Annotated in this window: 17 protein-coding genes and 1 pseudogene; 9 read left to right on the top strand and 9 right to left on the bottom strand. The window is 60.3% G+C overall.

The window, feature by feature from the left end; genetic code table 11:
- The 6 genes from XcodCFBP4690_RS21315 to XcodCFBP4690_RS21290 all read right to left on the bottom strand — a co-directional run.
- On the bottom strand, positions 1-100 hold a 100-nt coding region (locus XcodCFBP4690_RS21315), incomplete at its 3' end, for a transposase (protein WP_430523618.1).
- A gap of 70 nt (positions 101-170) precedes the next feature.
- Positions 171-380, bottom strand: coding sequence for a hypothetical protein (locus XcodCFBP4690_RS21310; RefSeq protein WP_167394743.1), 210 nt, complete (start codon positions 378-380; stop codon positions 171-173).
- 262 nt (positions 381-642) lie between these two features.
- Positions 643-1,266 (bottom strand): HAD hydrolase-like protein, encoded by a 624-nt coding sequence (locus XcodCFBP4690_RS21305; protein ID WP_104544210.1) that lies wholly within the window; start codon positions 1,264-1,266, stop codon positions 643-645.
- A gap of 94 nt (positions 1,267-1,360) precedes the next feature.
- Positions 1,361-1,780, bottom strand: a complete 420-nt coding sequence (locus XcodCFBP4690_RS21300) for an STAS domain-containing protein (RefSeq protein ID WP_104544208.1) — start codon at positions 1,778-1,780, stop codon at positions 1,361-1,363.
- Positions 1,777-2,208: an ATP-binding protein gene (locus tag XcodCFBP4690_RS21295; protein WP_104544206.1), complete on the bottom strand. Its 432-nt coding sequence runs from the start codon at positions 2,206-2,208 to the stop codon at positions 1,777-1,779. The genes XcodCFBP4690_RS21300 and XcodCFBP4690_RS21295 overlap by 4 nt, the downstream gene beginning before the upstream one ends.
- Positions 2,205-4,277, bottom strand: a complete 2,073-nt coding sequence (locus tag XcodCFBP4690_RS21290) for a SpoIIE family protein phosphatase (protein WP_341871623.1) — start codon at positions 4,275-4,277, stop codon at positions 2,205-2,207. The genes XcodCFBP4690_RS21295 and XcodCFBP4690_RS21290 overlap by 4 nt, the downstream gene beginning before the upstream one ends.
- Positions 4,278-4,402: 125 nt before the next feature.
- On the opposite strand from XcodCFBP4690_RS21290, the gene XcodCFBP4690_RS21285 reads away from it, so the two are divergent.
- The 6 genes from XcodCFBP4690_RS21285 to XcodCFBP4690_RS21260 all read left to right on the top strand — a co-directional run bounded on the left by XcodCFBP4690_RS21285 (position 4,403) and on the right by XcodCFBP4690_RS21260 (position 13,950).
- Positions 4,403-5,062, top strand: a complete 660-nt coding sequence (locus XcodCFBP4690_RS21285; protein WP_104544214.1) for a hypothetical protein — start codon at positions 4,403-4,405, stop codon at positions 5,060-5,062.
- A complete protein-coding gene (locus XcodCFBP4690_RS21280; protein WP_104544204.1) occupies positions 5,059-6,378 on the top strand; it encodes an XVIPCD domain-containing protein in 1,320 nt (439 codons plus the stop codon). Before XcodCFBP4690_RS21285 ends, XcodCFBP4690_RS21280 begins: the two co-directional genes overlap by 4 nt.
- Before the next feature lie 412 nt (positions 6,379-6,790).
- A complete protein-coding gene (locus tag XcodCFBP4690_RS21275; RefSeq protein ID WP_104544202.1) occupies positions 6,791-7,795 on the top strand; it encodes a glycosyl hydrolase 53 family protein in 1,005 nt (334 codons plus the stop codon).
- A 480-nt stretch (positions 7,796-8,275) separates the two neighbouring features.
- Positions 8,276-10,963, top strand: coding sequence for a pyruvate dehydrogenase (acetyl-transferring), homodimeric type (aceE, locus tag XcodCFBP4690_RS21270; protein ID WP_104544200.1), 2,688 nt, complete (start codon positions 8,276-8,278; stop codon positions 10,961-10,963).
- Between the two features lie 90 nt (positions 10,964-11,053).
- Positions 11,054-13,276, top strand: coding sequence for a DEAD/DEAH box helicase (locus XcodCFBP4690_RS21265; protein WP_104544198.1), 2,223 nt, complete (start codon positions 11,054-11,056; stop codon positions 13,274-13,276).
- Positions 13,276-13,950: a DUF2290 domain-containing protein gene (locus XcodCFBP4690_RS21260; protein WP_104544196.1), complete on the top strand. Its 675-nt coding sequence runs from the start codon at positions 13,276-13,278 to the stop codon at positions 13,948-13,950. Before XcodCFBP4690_RS21265 ends, XcodCFBP4690_RS21260 begins: the two co-directional genes overlap by 1 nt.
- 173 nt (positions 13,951-14,123) lie before the next feature.
- Here the strand turns inward: XcodCFBP4690_RS21260 and XcodCFBP4690_RS21255 are convergent.
- Positions 14,124-14,505 (bottom strand): annotated as a pseudogene (locus XcodCFBP4690_RS21255) (transposase); the annotation flags it as partial.
- 430 nt (positions 14,506-14,935) lie between these two features.
- Here XcodCFBP4690_RS21255 and XcodCFBP4690_RS21250 point away from each other — a divergent pair.
- Entirely contained in the window at positions 14,936-15,349 is a 414-nt protein-coding gene (locus XcodCFBP4690_RS21250; RefSeq protein ID WP_244183761.1) for a hypothetical protein, read from the top strand.
- A gap of 3 nt (positions 15,350-15,352) precedes the next feature.
- Positions 15,353-16,255 carry a DUF6973 domain-containing protein gene (locus tag XcodCFBP4690_RS22580; protein WP_146092000.1) on the top strand — a complete coding sequence of 301 codons (903 nt, stop codon included), beginning with the start codon at positions 15,353-15,355 and terminating at the stop codon, positions 16,253-16,255.
- 71 nt (positions 16,256-16,326) lie between these two features.
- Here XcodCFBP4690_RS22580 and XcodCFBP4690_RS23225 read toward each other — a convergent pair whose 3' ends face one another.
- Positions 16,327-16,704: a transposase gene (locus tag XcodCFBP4690_RS23225; protein WP_244183759.1), complete on the bottom strand. Its 378-nt coding sequence runs from the start codon at positions 16,702-16,704 to the stop codon at positions 16,327-16,329.
- A 12-nt stretch (positions 16,705-16,716) separates the two neighbouring features.
- Positions 16,717-16,908: a transposase gene (locus tag XcodCFBP4690_RS23220; RefSeq protein WP_341871624.1), complete on the bottom strand. Its 192-nt coding sequence runs from the start codon at positions 16,906-16,908 to the stop codon at positions 16,717-16,719.
- Between the two features lie 326 nt (positions 16,909-17,234).
- On the opposite strand from XcodCFBP4690_RS23220, the gene XcodCFBP4690_RS22575 reads away from it, so the two are divergent.
- Positions 17,235-17,660: a hypothetical protein gene (locus XcodCFBP4690_RS22575; protein ID WP_146091998.1), complete on the top strand. Its 426-nt coding sequence runs from the start codon at positions 17,235-17,237 to the stop codon at positions 17,658-17,660.
- Positions 17,661-17,735: the final 75 nt, after the last annotated feature.

Raw genomic sequence — 17,735 nt, 5'->3', positions numbered from 1 at the left:
TGCGCTGCGGTGCCTGTGGATCCATCAGCGTCAAGTAGGGGGCAGCGAAGGCCCATTCTTCATCGGAGACGTCGGTCGGATAAGGGTGTGGTGGCTTCATCCGCTTACGATAGCCGCGAAAGCCTCAAGTTCATAACACGCTCTAAGGCGACTTGGATGAGGCTAAATGCTCAGGCAACAGCGACAGCAACATCAATAGCAATAGCAATAGCAATAGCAATAGAAACACCAACAACAACGGCAAAAGCATCAACAGCACCATCAACACCAACACTAAAAAAAGTAACAACACCAACAAAAGCAGAAGCAAAAAGAGCAGCAGCAACAACAGCAAAAGCAACAACTGCAAGAAAGCAAATCAGCAATAGCAACAGCAACACAGGGAACGAACGGCGACTCCAGGACCTGGCTCGCTTTCCACGGCAGCTCGATCGCCCACAGAGATTGCCTGTGCCGTACTACATGAGGTGGTACGCAACACGCGGCAAAGCGCGGCCTTCCCGGCAAAGACGCGTCGACGTCGATGCGGCAACAGCGCATCGAGGAACCCCCACCTCAGCGGTTGGCTACCAGCTGTCGCAGATTCCTTCTCCCACTTGTGGGAGAAGGTGCCCGAAGGGCGGATGAGGGCTACGCCTGGTGCTAGCGCACGCCCAGCGCAAGCAGCTCCTCTACCCGCTCGATCAGCTGCGTTCCGGCCAAGCCGGCAAACACCTCCGGATGCGCATAGCCCCAGGCCACCGCAGCGAACGGCAGGCCCAGCACCTGGGCCGCTTCCCAATCGGCAACCTGATCGCCCACGTAGATCGCCTGTGCCGGAGTGTGCGAGGTGGCGCGCAGCACACGGCGCAGGGCGCGCTGTTTGCCCAGCAGATGCGCGCCGCCTTCGATGAGGGCGAATCTCGTACTCAGCTCCTCTCCCAGCACGCGCTGCACGTTCTCCACCGAGTTGGACGACACCACCGCCAGCCGCGTTCCGCCGGCATGCAGCGCGTTCACTGCCTGCGCAATGCCGGGAAACAACGCCGACGGTGGCGCGGCGCGCATCAGCCGGATGAAGTCGGCCGCCACCAGCGGAACCTTCCAGGCGGGCAATCCGGACTGCTTGATCAGCGCACGCGTACTCAGCCGGCGCGCAGCATCCACTTCGTCCAGTTCGGCCGCGCGGAACCCATGCCGCGCGGCCAGCTCGCGTTGCGCGTTTAGGAAGAAACCGAACGAATCGGCCAGGGTGCCGTCGAAATCGAAGATGATCAGTGCAGGCATGGCAACGCGCAGGGCGGGGCGCCATAGCCTAACCAACCCGCGCTGCAACTCCTGCGCGCACACGTCCCCACGTGTATGCGCAGGCGATGCAAGCCTAGGCCTCGGCGAAATGCGGCACGATCGGCGCGTCGCTCTGCGCGCTCTGTTCGATCACCTTGCGCTGCATTGCCGCCAGGTAGGCGTCCAGCTCTTCGGTGGAGGCGAACACATCGCTCAGCGGCACGGCCTTGACCATGTCGAACACCTTGCGGATCTGCGGTTGCGGGTGCGAGACCAGCACCTTGCCGTGGCGCGTGGCCAGCGCCTTGCGCGCCTTGAAGATGCTGCGGATGCCGGCGCTGGAGATGTATTCCAGTGCGGCCAGGTCCAGCACCAGGGTGGTGATGCGGGTGCCCAGCAGCGGCGACAGCGCCGCATCCAGGTCCTGGTAGGTGTGGGTGTCCAGCCGCCCGGTCAGGATGACGCGTTGACGGGTGTCTTGCGGCGGGTCGATCTGAATGGCGAGCGTGGTCATGACAAAGCCTCGGGGACAGGGGCGTACGGGTGCAGCAGGGTGATGCGCACGATGTTGTATGCACCATCGCGGCGGTAGTCGATGTGATCGGCGAACTGATGCACCAGAAACAGCCCCAAGCCGCCGATCTGCCGATCGTCGAGCTCGCCGGTCACATTGGGCATGGCGGCGCCGCATGGGTCGAAGGCGGTGCCGGGGTCGTGCATCTCCAGCACCAGCGCCTGCGGGTCGAGCTGCAGCTGCAGGCGCAGCGGTTGCTCAGTGCATTGGCCGTGGGTGAGTGCATTGCAGCCGAGCTCTTCCACGATCAGCCGCACCTGGCCGATCCGCTCGGCATGCAGGCCTTCGCGCGTCAGCGAATCTTCCAGCGCGTCGTTGGCGCCGGCCAGTTGGGCCAGCGACGGGGCGATGGCCAGATCGAGCTTCATGGGGTCGTTGCCTTTCCGGGATGTTCCCGGCCAGCCTCTGCCACCCGCCCAGCATGCTCCTGCCGTAGCCGGATCGCCAGCAGCGTGATGTCGTCGTAGGGGTCGGCCTTGCCGGTGAAGTGGGCGATATTGGCGATCACCGCCTTGCATTGCGCCGCCGCGCTGCGGCGTGGCCGCAATGCACCGAGCAGGCGCTCCAGTCCATAGCTGGCGCCCTGCTCGTCCATCGCCTCGGTCACCCCGTCGGTATAGCCCAGCAGGGTCTGCCCGGCGGTCATGCGCCCCTGCAGCACCGGGTAGGCCACCTGTGGCTCGATGCCCAGAGGGGCGCCGGTTTCCAGCGGCAACGGGTAGGCCTTGCCATCGATATCGATCAATAGCGGCGGCTCGTGCCCGGCACTGGCCAGCCAGTAGTCGCCGCTCACCACATTGATCAGCCCGCACAGCACGGTGGCGAACATACAGGTGTCGTTGTTCTCGGCCAGGCGGGTGGAAGCGGCGATCAGGATGCCGTCCGGGCGCGTGTGCCGGCGTGCGGCAATTTCCAGCACGCTCACCGCGCGCGCCATGAACAGCGCCGCCGGCACGCCCTTGTCGGAGACATCGCCCACCACGAACCACAGCAGGCCCGGCTCGGTCTCGAAGAAATGGTAGAAATCGCCGCCCACCGCCTTGGCCGGCTCCAGCCACGCGCAGGTTTCCAGGTGCGAGCTGGCACGGTCGAAGGTGCGCCCGGAAGGCAGCATCGCCTGCTGGATCTCGCGCGCGATCTGCAGCTCGCTGTGCATGCGCTCGCGCGCGGCGGTCATCTCGCCGATCTGCCCGATATGCTGGCGGATCGCATCGCGTGCGCTGTCAAAGGCGCGCGCCATCACGCCCACTTCGTCCTCGCGTTCGATATGCCGCAGCGGGTACTCGAATTCGCCGCGCCGGAAGTGCTCGGCGGTGTCGGTCAATTCTTCGATCGGCCGCGTCAGCGAGCGGGTGATTCGCCGCATCAGCCACCACCACACCACCGCCCCCAGCAAGGCCGCCACCGCCACCCACGCCGCCAGCCAGTTCAGGCCCGACAGCACATAGGCTTCGGAGGCAGAGAGCACGAAGGTCCAGCCGCTGCGCCCCACCGCTGCGCTATGGGTGAGGAAGCGTTCGCCATCGGGCGCGGTGTGCGAAAACGAAATCGGCTGGCCGGCCGCCACCGCGCGTTGCAACGGCCGCAGATCCGGCCGCGAGCGCGCGACATAGCTGTCCAGCGTGTAATGCAGGTTGAGCGCCGGGTCCGGGCTGAAGACCAGCCTGCCTTCCGGCGACAGCAGCATCGGCTGGATGCCAATATCGCGCGGTAGCTGGTCGATGATCTCGCGCAGATGCTGCAGCGGCAGGTCCACGCTCACCATGCCCACCGGCGCTGCGTCCGGCGCATCGCCGGGCCGCCGCAGTGGCAGGTTGTAGCTGGTGTACAGCGCATTGCCGCCATTGCTGTTGAGATACGGCTCGGACCACCACGCCCGGCCATCGCGTTGGGTGCGCTGGTACCACGGCATCGCGCGGTAGTCGTAGCCTACCTCCAGCGCAGAGCGCTCCACGATGCGCGTGCCATCGCGGTGCACGTTCCAGACAAAGCCGGTGTCGTCGGCCTTCTGCGTGCGTGGCTCGATGATCAGGCGCGCCGCACCGATATCCAGATCGCCGCTGAGCGTGGCCATCAGCAGTGCGCGCAGGTTGAACGGCTGCAGCCCGACCGCGCTGCTGCTGGCTGCCAGCGTACGGCCGCTGACCTGCACCGAATCCAGCATTGCCGCCAGGCTGCGTGCGGTCTGCTCGGTCAGCCCGTCCACCTCGGTACGCGCCGCCTCCACCAGCTCCGCACGCGCGCCCAGGTAGAACACCGTGCCCAGCACCGCCAGCAACACCACCAGCAGCGCGGTGGCGGCTAGCAGCACCCGCACGCGCAGGCTGTTGCGCCAGTGCACGCGCGGGGTCACCGGGGGTGGCTGGGTGCTGGCCTCGGGGCGGGGGACGGAGGTGACGATGACACGCGCTCCCTGTCGGTTGATGCCGCCGATCATGGCACTTTTGCCCGGCGCGACAAGGTCTCCAAGCGGCCTCGTCCTCACCTGCTCTTCATTGACCCTGCGGACGCAGCCGAACTAGATTGGCGGCCCAACTGCCACGGAGGCCGGCCTTGCGCCAGATTCTGACCCCCAGCCTGCTGGCCCTATTGCTCACGGCCTGTAACGCCCCGGAGACCAGCATGACCCAGACCCTATCCCCCGCCACCGAAGCCGCCGCAGAAGCCGACGTCGAAGCGGGTGGCCGCGGCCTTGCCAAGGTGAATCCGAACCCGCGCAAGGCTTACGCACTGACGCTTACCTTGGACAAGGCGCCAGGTCCGTTTGCGGCAGTGAATGGGTATGCACAGTACGACGTCAGCAACGACAGCGAATGCGGCCAGATTCATCCGCAAACAGGCGTTGGGCAGCGCATCACGAGCAGCGAGCCGGTTGTGCTGAAAAAAGTCTCTGAGCAGGAGTATCAAGGAGTCATCCACCTCGATCTCATGCTGGATGAAGATTATTACGGGCGCGGGGTATGCCACTGGAGAATGACCGGCGCACGGGTTGCGCTGAAGGCCAGTGGAAAAAAAGAGGAAACCGCATTTCTGCCATTCATTGAGACCAAGGATGTCATTGCTGGAAAACCGGTCACTCTGTACTTCTGGAAGGGCGGTTATCCCAAGGAAGAGATCGAAGACTACGCCGACAACGGCTTGCCATCGGCGTCGGATTTCAAGCCGGAACTGCGTGATGAATTGTTCTCGCTAACGCTTGTCGCCAAAGAGGTTTTGCCGTGAAGCCTACCTCGCAGCAATACGCCATTCTTTCAAACGAAGGTTACGTTGATCACAAGGTCGGTAAGCGTGGCCCTGCTGACCGTGAGCGAGTGGATGTTGGTGGCGAGAGTTACGAAATTCTGGAACACGTCAATAATCGAAAGACGGGCTATCAGGGAACGATCTATCAGCGCGTTGGCGGTGGAGATATCGTCGTCGCGCACCGGGGCACTGAGGAAATCCTTCGTGACGCGGTGCAGGCAGATGGCTCCATGGTGCTTCAGCGCATCAACCCACAAGCGGAAGATGCGATAGCCCTGACAAAAAGTGCACTTGGCTATGCTGCCAAGCAGGAACAGCGTACCGGGCACGCTCCCGAGGTCACCGTGACCGGCCACTCCCTGGGCGGAGCGCTTGCGCAGGTAAGCGCGCACCACTTCGATCTAAAAGGGGAAACCTTCAACGCCTACGGCGCAGCCAGCTTGGCGTATCGCATTCCCGAAGGCGGTACTAGCGTCGTCAACCATGTCATGGCCGCCGATCCTGTGAGCGCAGCATCCCCGCATTACGGAGAAGTACGCGTGTATGCCAGGCCCAATGAGATCGCAACGCTCAGCGCCCTGGGCTACAGCAACAGCAGAGTGAATTTTCTGATTCCCGATTCACCTGTGGCTTCTGCTGTGAGTTCGTTGGGTTCGCATACCATCAAGAACTTCTTGGATGAGCGATCTCCGCTTAATGATCCGCAAGCGCGTCAGCTCGCGGATCAGAACAAGAGAATGATCAACGAGTACCGATCCGACCTGGACGAGATCCGTACCGGGATCACCTTGTTGAGCCGCGGGCCGAAAGGCCTGGGCCAGGACGCCATCGATGCCATCCGCGGCCCGCTCGCTCCTGGCGAGCCGGCCAGGCGCGATGCGCGCGAGCATGGCAACGACCACACATCATTGCGCATCGACCAGCCGGGGCACCCAGGCAATGCGCTGTTCCAGGACGCGCAGCGCGGCGTCCATGCGCAGGATGCGCGTACCGGCCGCAGTCCCGATCAGCACAGCACCCAGCTGGCCGGCGTACTGGCCTCGGAAATGCATGCCGCCGGTGGCCAGCGCATCGATGCGGTAATGATGAGCCCGGACGCTGCGCGCACATTTGCCGTGCAGGGGCGGGTGGACGATCCCGGGCAGCTGCGCGTCAGCGTGGACACCATGACCGCCATCAACACTCCGCTCGAGCAGAGCAGCCAGCGCGTGGCCGAAAAAGCCGCGCGTCAGTCGGTGGCCCTGGAGCAACAGCAGACCCAGCAACAGCAGCAGGGCGCACGTGCAATGGGCTGAGGTAGCCGCTGCGATGGAGGCGCAGGCCTTCGCCAGTCCTCCTTCGCGTCGTCCTGGCGATGTGCTGGCCATGCCGTTGCGCCACTCAGACCTGCAAGAACAACGCCGGCCAGCCCGGCGTTTTTTCATTCGCTCGCGCAGTCGTGCACGGGTTTCCTGCTGCACCCGCACAACGTCGGGGTAACGTAGCCACCGCCCGCTCAGCATTTTCCTGCACTGATATATGCCGCAATGGCGGCTCACCTATAGCGACCTCAAGCGTGTTGCAGCGTCATGTTTGAATCGCCGCCGGTTTGCGGTGAGGCAGGGCAGACGCGATCCAACGCCTGCGTTGCCGCAAACGCGTCACGGGATCTGGGGGACCCGACAGGGCGCCGCATGGCGCGACATCCATCGATCAAGGGAGCACTTCATGAGCGTTTTTCAATCCGGCTGCGGCCGCGTGCTGTTGGTGTTGCTGTTGTCTGTCTTCAGTGCCGGCGCCTACGCGCAGGGTATTGCCAAGGGCGCCGATGTCAGCTGGATCACCCAGCAGGCCGCGCATAACCCACCCCAGACATTCCGCGATGCGGCAGGGCACGACACCAGCTTCTTCAAACTGTTCAAGGATGTCGGCGGCAACGCGATCCGTCTGCGGGTGTGGGTGAATCCGTCCGGTGGCTGGAACGACGGACGCGACACCCTGTACAAGGCCAAGCTCGCCGCCGCGCAAGGCATGCGCATCATGATCGATTTCCACTACAGCGATAGCTGGGCCGACCCGGGTAAGCAGTTCCGGCCTGCGGCCTGGGCAAACCACTCGCAGGCCCAGCTCAACACCGACGTCTACAGCCATACCCAGGGCATCCTCAAGTACCTCAAGGACAACGGCATTACCGTCACCTGGGTGCAGGTAGGCAACGAGATCAATGCAGGCATGTTCTGCGGCAGTTGCCCACCGCCGGTGAACTTCGCCACCATGGCGCAGGTGATCAACAGTGGCTACGACGCCGCCAAGGCGGTGTACCCCAGCGCCAAGGTCATCGTGCATCTGGCCAATGGCTACGACAACGGCAACTTCCGCTGGTTCTTCGACAACCTGCGCTCGGCCGGCGGCAAGTGGGATGTCATCGGCATGTCGCACTACCCGGAACCGGGCAGCTGGCAGCAGACCAACGCACAGCTGGAAACCAACATGCGCGACATGATCGCCCGCTACAACAGTGACGTGATCGTGGCCGAGGTCGGCATGGACTGGCAGCAGGCCGCCACCACCCGCGCCATGCTGACCAACCTGCTCAACCGCAGCACGAATATCGGCTCGCGCGTGCTCGGCGTGTTCTATTGGGAACCCAACGCCTACCCCGGCTGGGAGCACTACACCAAGGGCGCAGTCAATACCAACGGCCAGCTCACCGAAGCGCTGCAAGCCTTCTGATCGGGGTGCTTCAAAGCCCCTCTCCTGCGGGGCGAGAAGGCGCGGCTTGTGCGCCACCGGCGCGCGTGCCTTGGACCGCCCGCGCCGCAAGCGCGGGCCGGGGCGCGGAGCGGGGGTTGGGGTGAGGGTACGGGGCGAAGCCACTCACGACGTCTCAACTGCGCGAGGCTTCGCCCGCACCCTCATCCGCCCCTGCGACGCACCGTCTCCCCCATGAAGGAGGAAAATGCCTCGATCGGAGAAAGGCGCATGCGGCGCCGCCGCCGTGTGGTGGCCCTCATCCTTTGGTCGTACGCCGGCCGCGCCCGCTGCGCCTGGTCCTCGCCTCAGCCCGCATCGACACCCCACCTACGCACGACACCGTCCCGTTCCATACGCCACCGTAGCGAGGATTGGCAAGAGGTGCGTGCGGTACACTTGGGTATTCACGAATTCACGATGTCGACACACCCGCGGGGTGTGTCCCCCCCGGGAGCGCTAATGAACTGGTTGAACGAAGTGCTGCACAACGATCCGAACCCGCTCGAGACGCAGGAGTGGCTCGAATCGATCAAGGCCGTCATCGATGTCGAAGGCCCTGAGCGCGCCCATCAGCTGCTGGAAGGCATGGTCGAGCAGACCCGCCGGGCGGGCGCTTACCTGCCGTTCTCGCCCACCACCGAGTACGTCAACACCATTTCCCCGGCCAACGAGGCCAAGAGCCCCGGCGATGCCGCGCTGGAGTGGAAGATCCGCTCCATCATCCGCTGGAACGCCATGGCCACCGTCGTGCGGGCCAACCGCAAGCCGGGCGACCTGGGCGGCCACATCGCCTCGTTCGCCTCCAGCGCCACCTTGTACGACGTGGGCTTCAACCACTTCTGGCGCGCCCCCAGCGACCAGCACCCGGGCGACCTGCTGTACATCCAGGGCCATAGCGCCCCGGGCATCTACGCCCGCGCCTTCCTCGAAGGCCGCATCAGCGAATCGCAGCTGGACAACTTCCGCATGGAAGTGGACGGGCAGGGCATCTCCTCCTACCCGCACCCCTGGCTGATGCCCGAGTTCTGGCAGACCCCCACCGTGTCGATGGGCCTGGGCCCGCTGGGCGCGATCTACCAGGCGCAGTTCATGCGGTACCTGGAGAACCGCGGCCTGATCGAGAAGTCCGACCGCAAGGTGTGGTGCTTCATCGGCGACGGCGAGAGCGACGAGCCGGAAACCCTCGGCGCCATCGCGCTGGCCGGCCGCGAAGGCCTAGACAACCTGATCTTCGTGGTCAACTGCAACCTGCAGCGCCTGGACGGCCCGGTGCGCGGCAACGGCAAGATCATCCAGGAACTGGAAGGCGTGTTCCGTGGCGGCGGCTGGAACGTCATCAAGCTGCTCTGGGGCGGTTACTGGGACGCCCTGCTGGCCAAGGACACCAACGGTGTGCTGGCCAAGCTGATGATGGAAACCGTCGACGGCGAATACCAGAACTGCAAGGCCTTCGGCGGCGCCTACACCCGCGAGAATTTCTTCGGCAAGTACCCGGAGACCGCGGCCATGGTCGCCGGCCTGTCCGACGACGACATCTGGCGCCTGAACCGTGGCGGCCACGACCCGCACAAGGTGTACGCCGCCTACCACCAGGCCGTGAACACCAAGGGCATGCCCACCGTGATCCTGGCCAAGACGGTCAAGGGCTACGGCATGGGTTCGGCCGGCGAGGCGCTCAACCCTACCCACCAGACCAAGAAGCTGGACGACGCGGCGGTCAAGCACTTCCGCGACCGCTTCAACATCCCGGTGACCGACGCCCAGCTGGAAGACGGCCAGGTGCCGTTCTACCACCCCGGCGACGATTCCCCGGAAGTGCAGTACCTCAAGGAGCGCCGCGGCGCCCTGGGCGGCTACCTGCCGCAGCGCCGTCCCAAGGCCAGCAAGTCCTTCGTCGCGCCCACGCTCGACAAGTTCGAGCGTCTGCTCAAGGACAGTGGCGAGCGCAGCTATTCCACCACCATGTCCTTCGTGCAGAGCCTCAACATCGCCCTGCGCGACAAGGAACTGGGCCCGCGCATCGTGCCGATCGTGGCCGATGAAGCGCGCACCTTCGGTATGGAAGGCATGTTCCGCCAGATCGGCATCTATGCCCCGTTCGGTCAGAAGTACAAGCCGGTCGACGCCGACCAGCTGATGTACTACCGCGAAGACCAGACCGGCCAGGTGCTGCAGCAGGGCATCAGCGAGCCAGGCGCGATTGCGTCCTGGATGGCCGCCGGCACCAGCTACTCGGTGTCGGACGTGCCGATGCTGCCGTTCTACATCTACTACTCCATGTTCGGCTTCCAGCGCGTGGGCGACATTGCCTGGCAGGCAGCGGACATGCGCACGCGTGGCTTCCTGCTCGGCGGCACCGCCGGCCGCACCACGCTCAACGGCGAAGGCCTGCAGCACGAAGACGGCTTCAGCCAGGTCATCGCCGGCTCCATCCCCAACGTGCGCAGCTACGACCCCACCTTCGGCTATGAAGTCACCGTCATCATGCAGCACGGCATGAAGGCGATGATGGAAGACCAGGTGGACGAGTACTACTACATCACCCTGATGAACGAGAACTACGCCCACCCCGGCATGCCGGACGGCGCAGCCGAGGGCATCATCAAGGGAATGTACCTGCTCAAGGACGCCGGCAAGCCCAAGAAGGGCGAACTGCGCGTGCAGCTGCTGGGCAGCGGTACCATCCTGCGCGAGGCCATTGCCGCGGCCGAGCTGCTGGACAAGGACTTCGGCGTCACCGCCGACATCTGGTCCTGCCCCAGCTTCAACGAAGTCCGCCGCGACGGCTTCGACGCCGAACGCTGGAACCGCCTGCACCCCGAAGCCGAACAGCGCAAGCCCTACGTCACCCAGCTGCTGGAAGGCCGCCAGGGCCCGGCGATCGCCGCCACCGACTACGTGCGCCTGTTCGCCGATCAGATCCGCTCGTTCGTCCCGATGACCTACACCGTGCTCGGCACGGATGGGTTCGGTCGCTCGGATACGCGTGCCAACCTTCGCCGCTTCTTCGAGGTCGACCGCTACTACATCGCGCATGCGGCGATTGCCGCGCTGGCGAAGGATGGCAAGATGACGGGCAAGGATGTGGCTCGGGCGATCAAGCAGTACAAGATTGATCCTGAGAAGGCGAATCCTGTTGGGGTTTGATTGAAATACTGACAACAAAAAAAGAAAAGCGACCCTAGTGGTCGCTTTTCTTTTTGAGTAAAGTCCGAGCACAACGGTGAGGATTTGTAAATGGTCGAAAATTTTGGCGTGCTTGCGGGCTCATTGGCCTTGGAAAATAAGCCTTTTCACATGCAAATTCTCTCGGATATCAAAAGAGAGCATGCGAACCTACATGGCTATGTTGCCTATAAGCTGACCCGGCTCGGGAGAGTCAGTGATGATGATGTACCTTCATTTTTAGTTGTCACTAAAGAGCGCGGAATACTTCTGCTTGACGTTGTGGAGGAGCGGATTATCGCGGCGCATGAGCGAGAAGGCGTTGATTACTGGAGGGCGGATTCAGGTGGCACTTTTATCGCCAAGAATCTTGTGATGGAGCTGTATTCAGATGAAATAATTAGCCGTCTAAAAAATGATCTGCGGCTTTACGATCGAAAGACCCGTAGGCTTCGAGTGCCCGTCGAGTCCAAAGTTGTATTTTGTCGGAACTCCGAGGATGAGGTTGATGGTTGGTACGAGAAATTTGCCAACTACGAAGCAGGCTATGTCACGGTCGAGAATCTGAGGAGCTGGTTAAACGAGCTGCCCTGTGACGCGGCGCTGAGTGAGAATGAATACGCGAGTATTTGTTCCCTTTTAGAGGGGACTTTCGTGTATCAGCGACGTTCAGAGGGAATTGATGAGCGCCCATTGCGGACAAGGAATGATTTTATCCAGCGCTCTTTACGCGTTATTTTCAAGCAAGATGAGGCTCAGCGAGTTGCCTCAATGCAGCTACCGCCAGGGCCGCAGCGTATCAGGGGGTTGGCCGGGACTGGTAAAACCATTGTGCTATCCCTCAAGGCCGCGATTACTCACGCAAAGTTTGAAGATTTCAAGATACTTTATCTCTTCAATACACAAAGCATGTACCAACAGGTGCAATCGCTAATTGCTCAGCATTACACCATGCAGGCGAAGAAAGCGCCTGACTTTAGCGATCAAATGCACGTACTACACGCATGGGGCGGGCGGCAGCGTCCAGGGCTGTATTCTACAATTTGCGATCGGATTGGCATGCGCCCACTTACGTGGGCTGAAGTGCGTCATACACAAGACTCGTTAGCCTTTATTTACAATGACCTTCTGAAGCGTGCTGGCCATGCGCTTGAGCCAATATACGATTTGGTGCTTATCGATGAGGCACAAGATTTTCCCGATGAGGTATTTCAGGTTGTCTATAAATTAACCAAGGGTGTCGGTCAAGATAAGAGAATTATATGGGCTTATGACGAGTTTCAGTCGCTACGTGACGCACAGATGCGTGAGCCAGCGGAAATGTTTGGTGTAGACGAAAATGGACAGCCTAATATTCCGAACACTGCCCTCAAAGGTTACTATCCGGGCGAAATTCAGAAAGACTTTGTACTTCCAAATTGCTACCGCACTCCACGTCCAGTACTTATGGCCGCACATGGTGTGGCCATGGGGTTATATACTTCAAATCCCAATGAAATGTTCTATACAAGGGGTGACTGGGAGGCGCTTGGCTATAGTGTAATTTCCCCTAATAGTCTCTTCATCGAAGAGGGTGAGCAAGTAGAGCTCGAGCGTGGAGACGAAAATAGCAAGAACATTTTAGAAGGTTTGCTGCGCGCAGAAGGTGCCGATCCACTTAAGCTGATAAAGATCCGTCAGCTTGAGAGCGATGCTGAGCAACTAGAGTATGTTGCGTCGCAAGTGCGAAGGCTGTTGGACTATCACGAAGTCCCGGCCGAAGAGATCGTCATTGTGAATCTCAAGCAAGGTAACAACAAGGAAAGTATGCTTGAGATGCAAAAATATTTGACGCGGCATGCGGTTCCTTCTGTTATACCTGGTTATGTAGAGAGTGCTGATATATTTAAGCCGAAGGGTTCGGTAACTATAACGACCCCTTTTAGAGCGAAGGGTAACGAGGCAAACATTATTTTTGTGATAAATGCTGAGAATGTTTCGCTCGATCGAACTTTGCGGACGCGCAATGCATTCTTCGTGGCGCTCACGCGTTCACGTGGTTGGTGCTATATCTCAGGTGTGGGTGCCGGCGTCTCATTGTTAAGTGATGAAATTGAGCGCATCAAGGCAGATTTACCAAAATTCCGTTTTATATGTCCTTCAAAGACCGCTGTCCGGAAAAAGAAGAGCCTGCTTTCCCTTTCTGATCAACAGGCTGCGGACTATCAAAAGATTGCAGATATGCTCCGCAAGAATCCTGAGCTTGCAAACGTTTTCAAGGAAGACTTTTTTGATGAGAGCAATGGGGACGCGTGATGACAAGCATTGCAGCGGTCCAGCAAGGCATGCAGCACGTAAGATCAGTTCTCCGGCCGATTCTCCAGGTTGATCGTGCCATAGTCGGTAGTTCTGGCGTTATCACCTGGGCAAACCGCCAGCGTGGAATCGACAGAGACATCTATTATGCTCTTGAATATCAGTACTTGATAGATAATGCTCAATATTCGTTTTTACTGCAGGATGGATCTTTTGTCCAAATGTACTACGAATTTTCTGCGCTAGGTTTGCTTAAAGCAAGGCTTGCTTATTATCCGCCTCCGCTACGAGTTAACGCACGCGCCGTAGATTTTCTAAGTGCAGCCGAGTCATTCTACGAAACTCAGGATGGAGAAAAAATCGGAGATCACTTATTTAATTGGTATGAAGCTATAGAAGAAAATCGTGACCTTCCACTTAATACATCTCATTTGCGGTTCGATTTTGACAGGGGCGTTACGTCTCATGCTCCTTCTCATATTCAATATGGCGCGTTGCAAGACCTGCGATTGGCTGCTGATTGTTTCCCCATGCCGGCTTCATTTATAGAGATTATTTCTCCTATGCTTGGCTTAGATCTTGATGTGAGTAGCGTGGAGGTTAATCACGCGAGAAATAATATATTTCGTTTCGATGGCGGGCTGCCATTGATTAGCATAAGAGCTCGAGAATAAAGAGTGAGAAAAAAGGGTAATTAAGCGGGCAAAGGGAGCCGAGCGTAGTTGAGCTAATCAGTCGTACAGGCCCGCGCGGCGATGTCTGATAGCGGCCCGCATCGCTCCCGTCAGGCTGAGGTCTTGTTCTTGTGGGGGAATAACGGGGTCAGGTTCTTAGGTATCCCACGTTTTTACAGCACTAGCGTCATCTGTTCACGCACTGTGTCGGGCAGTGTGCGCAAGCGTTCTAGCCAGTGTGAGACCGGTTCCATCGGCCAACGTCTGATCAGCGCCTCGCGACCGACGTGTAGCGTCGAATAGAGCTTGCGTGTGCTGTTGCGTGGCGATAGCCACTGGGCGATACCGGTGGCTTCGCACCAGTCCTGCCAGCCAACTGGCGAAGGTGACCAGCGTGTTGAGCAACAACAGGATCTGTAGCCGCTCACCGCGACGGGTCAGGCTGTCTTCCATCGCTTGGCCGTAGCGATGCGACTTCAGATCACGAAATGCCAGCTCGATCTGCATCCGTCGTGCGTACAGGTTGACCAATTGCTTTGCGCTGGGTGTCAATAGCGGTGTCAGGTTAACTTATCAATCGGCGGCGCTCGGCTTAGGCTCAGGCGCGCGAGCAACACAGGCACTGGAGCAGCCGCAGCAAGCCGTTACTCAGGCGGGGCCATCAATAGCGCGCTCAAATATTCCATGTCGTCGGTATTGCTGTCACTGCGTGCGACCAACTTGTCTACTGTGTCGTTGTGCCCCAAGGCGGGCCTGACAAAAGATTGCGAAGAATCGCCAAGATGGATGATCCACTTTCGCAGAGCTATAATCAGAGGGGCGACTACTCAGATCCAATGTAGTTGCCCGATCGAAATCTCAAGGACACCCCCCGGCAGGCCTGGGCCGGAATTCGCTAGAAAGGGGCGTCGCTACGCCTGCAAGGATGCAAACACTTTGTGCATCTGGTAAAACATCGCTTTAACGCTGGAAGGAGCCGCGCCATATGCCATTCGCTATCTTCCCTCATTACTTTTCGGCATCGGCCGCAGTGGTTGTTGCCACCTTTGCAGGATGCGCCATGAATGAGCCAACGATTTCAAAGGAACAGTTTTCCGAGCATGTTGCGGCGCTGCTGGCCGGCAAGGATTCGGCTGTAGTCGAGGCCGGCAAGCTGACAGCTTTTGCTTGGAAGCGGCTGTGCTTTGAGCGCGATGAAAGTCTGTTGCTGAAGTTCGACCGCGACGGAGAAACATCTGTGCTGCCGTTGCCTTATGAAGAGTTCTTCGTAGATGAGGCACATGTTGCCAATTCACTGGAGGACAGCTGCGTCTGGCCATCCGACCACATCCTGATAAAGAAGAAGTATCCGGGCTATCAAGGGCCAATCGAGTTTCAAAAGGCGGCGCAGGGAGGCTAGGCCATGGTTGATATCACCGATCCAAAGGGTGCCAAGCGCGAGATTGAGCAGGAAGCCTATCGGCACTACGAACAGCTGAGCGGCATCACCTTGGCAAAGCGTCCCGATGGCACGTTCCAGTCGCAGGGGCACAATGATCAGCTCGACGCCTTCCGGCATGCGTATACCAGCGGCCGTGTCACCCAGCTTGCGTTAGGTCAGCAGTGGATCGCACGCAAGTTCGGTGATGATGCCGAGATTGGGCCGGCGCATCCAAATGATCCTTACGAACACCGGATGGATCTGTGGAACAACGAAGCCGGCCGTCGCCTCGGCGATCAGACGTCCGGGCAGGATGCGCTTGCGCGTCAGGCGTACGAAGCGCTGCGTCATGGTGATCTGGCGACCGGTTTGAACGATCCACGCCTCAGGCAGTTGTTTCCTGACGATCCACGACTGGCGCGCCCCCAGGGAGATCCAGAACGGGACCTTGTGACCAGGAGCGATGTTGATCGGATCAACAAGGATGTGTCGCGCTTGCAGGACCAGGCGCATGACAGGTTCCCAGACACGCATCCGGATCGTGCGTATTTCACAGCGTTGCGTGGGCAGCTGCCGGCATCCGTGTCCGATGCCAAGGTTGCCGAGGTGATGATTGCTGCAAAGCAGGCAGGCGTGGAACGGGTCGACCAACTCGCCGGCGCCGTACTACGTGACGATCACATCTTCGTGGCTGGAAAGACGCCGGGATTTCGGGCGCAGGTGGACGCAACAGCCCCGGCACCCGATATGAGCCAAAGCCTCTACGTAGCTGACCAGCAGAATGCTGTCCACGCCTATGACCAAGCGCAGTCGCAAGTTACACCACAGGCACCTGCACCTGCACCTGCACCTGCACCTGCACCTGCACCTGCACCTGCACGTTAGCCGGCCCGCGGGAGCCTGGTGGCCGCCAATAACGTGGTGGCAATAACGGGATCAGGTTTGATCAGGTTCACTTAATAAACGGCGCTCTGCTTGCGTGGCCGATGCGCAGGCCTGACGCCCGCAAAGCGGCGGGTCTTGGCTTCGACCATCGTGCGGAGGGCGTCGTGGCCCAAGGCGCGCTGCTGCTGCAGATGAAGGCGGATGCTGGCGAGTAGATCGTCGGACAGAGTTTCATCGAGCAGAGCGCGGTAAGCGTTGGATCGCTCAGTCGGGTCGTTGCCAAGCGCAAGCCAGCAGGGATGTGGCGTCAGCGCGGAGTGCCCGAGCTGGCCTAGATTGGCCGGACAGCTGGACCAACGATACGACGCCGGATCGTCGGTCAGGCGAGCGCGCACTGGGTTGAGCTCAATGTAGCGGTAGCAGCGAAGCACGTAGTCAGCACTGTCCACGAGGCAGGCTTTCTAGCGTCCCTCCCATAGCGTACCGGTGCGCCCGTGGCGGCCATTGAACAGCGCGACGTAGTTGCGCCCAAGCCGTTGCATCAGTTGCCCGATCCGTCCCGCTGCAGGTGGCGTGATTAGCAAGTGCACATGGTTGTCCATCAATACATAGGCATGCAGCTTGCAGCCCGTGGCCTGTAGGGCCTCATGCAGCAGGTGCAGGTAGCGTAATCGGTCGCCATCATCCAGAAATCACGGCATGCGGTTGTTCCCGCGCTGCACGATGTGCTGCGGGATGCCCGGAAGGTCGATACGCGGAAGTCTGGCCACCTGGCAAGACTCGCAGAAAGGCATTGGTGCTGATAGCGAGGAAGCCCTCCCGAAAGCTGAGGCCGTAGCCTGAAATTTGGGTAGGAAGCGAACCTGACCCCGTTAGTGGACCCCGTTAGCGCCGCAATAGGCAGGCGACGATCACCTCGGCTATGATCTGCCGGCCTTTCGAGCCACGCGCTCGGAACGAAGACCACTTGGGGATGGGTATGAAATTTCTGACACGGAATGTTGAGTTGCTCGCCATGGCTGCGTGCCTGGGTGGCTGCGGCAATCTCGGCAAAACGGTGGAAGAACGCATTACCGATGCGATGCCGCCAGGGAGTGAGGTTCTCGCCGGCAAAGAGGGCCTGGATGCGACGGCGAAGATATTTGCGGCTGATGTTGCGGCGCTGGAATCCGAATATCAGTCAAGGTTGATACGTCGCGCTCGGGAATGCTCGGGGAGTTATGTGCCCTCTTTTCTCTCAAGTGCGCAGGATATCCGCTCTGCGCTGAGCGACAAGGCATGCTTTGTCCGTGCCGATGCGTCGCTCAGCCAATGGCTGGGAATGCGTCGAGCCAGCCTGCTAATCGCCGCTCCGCCGTTGCGCGCTGTCCCCAAATCTCCATTGCAGGTGCTAAGAAAGGTCTGATCAACTCACCACAGATGCGCGACACTATCGCCTTATGTAGAGGATTCATCCATGCAGCTGACGTTCGGTGACGCT

This window comes from Xanthomonas codiaei (assembly GCF_002939785.1).
In the GTDB taxonomy this organism is placed as follows: Bacteria; Pseudomonadota; Gammaproteobacteria; order Xanthomonadales; family Xanthomonadaceae; genus Xanthomonas; species Xanthomonas codiaei.
Note: the sequence above shows the minus strand (reverse complement) of the source record. Positions and strands in the feature narration are given on the sequence as shown.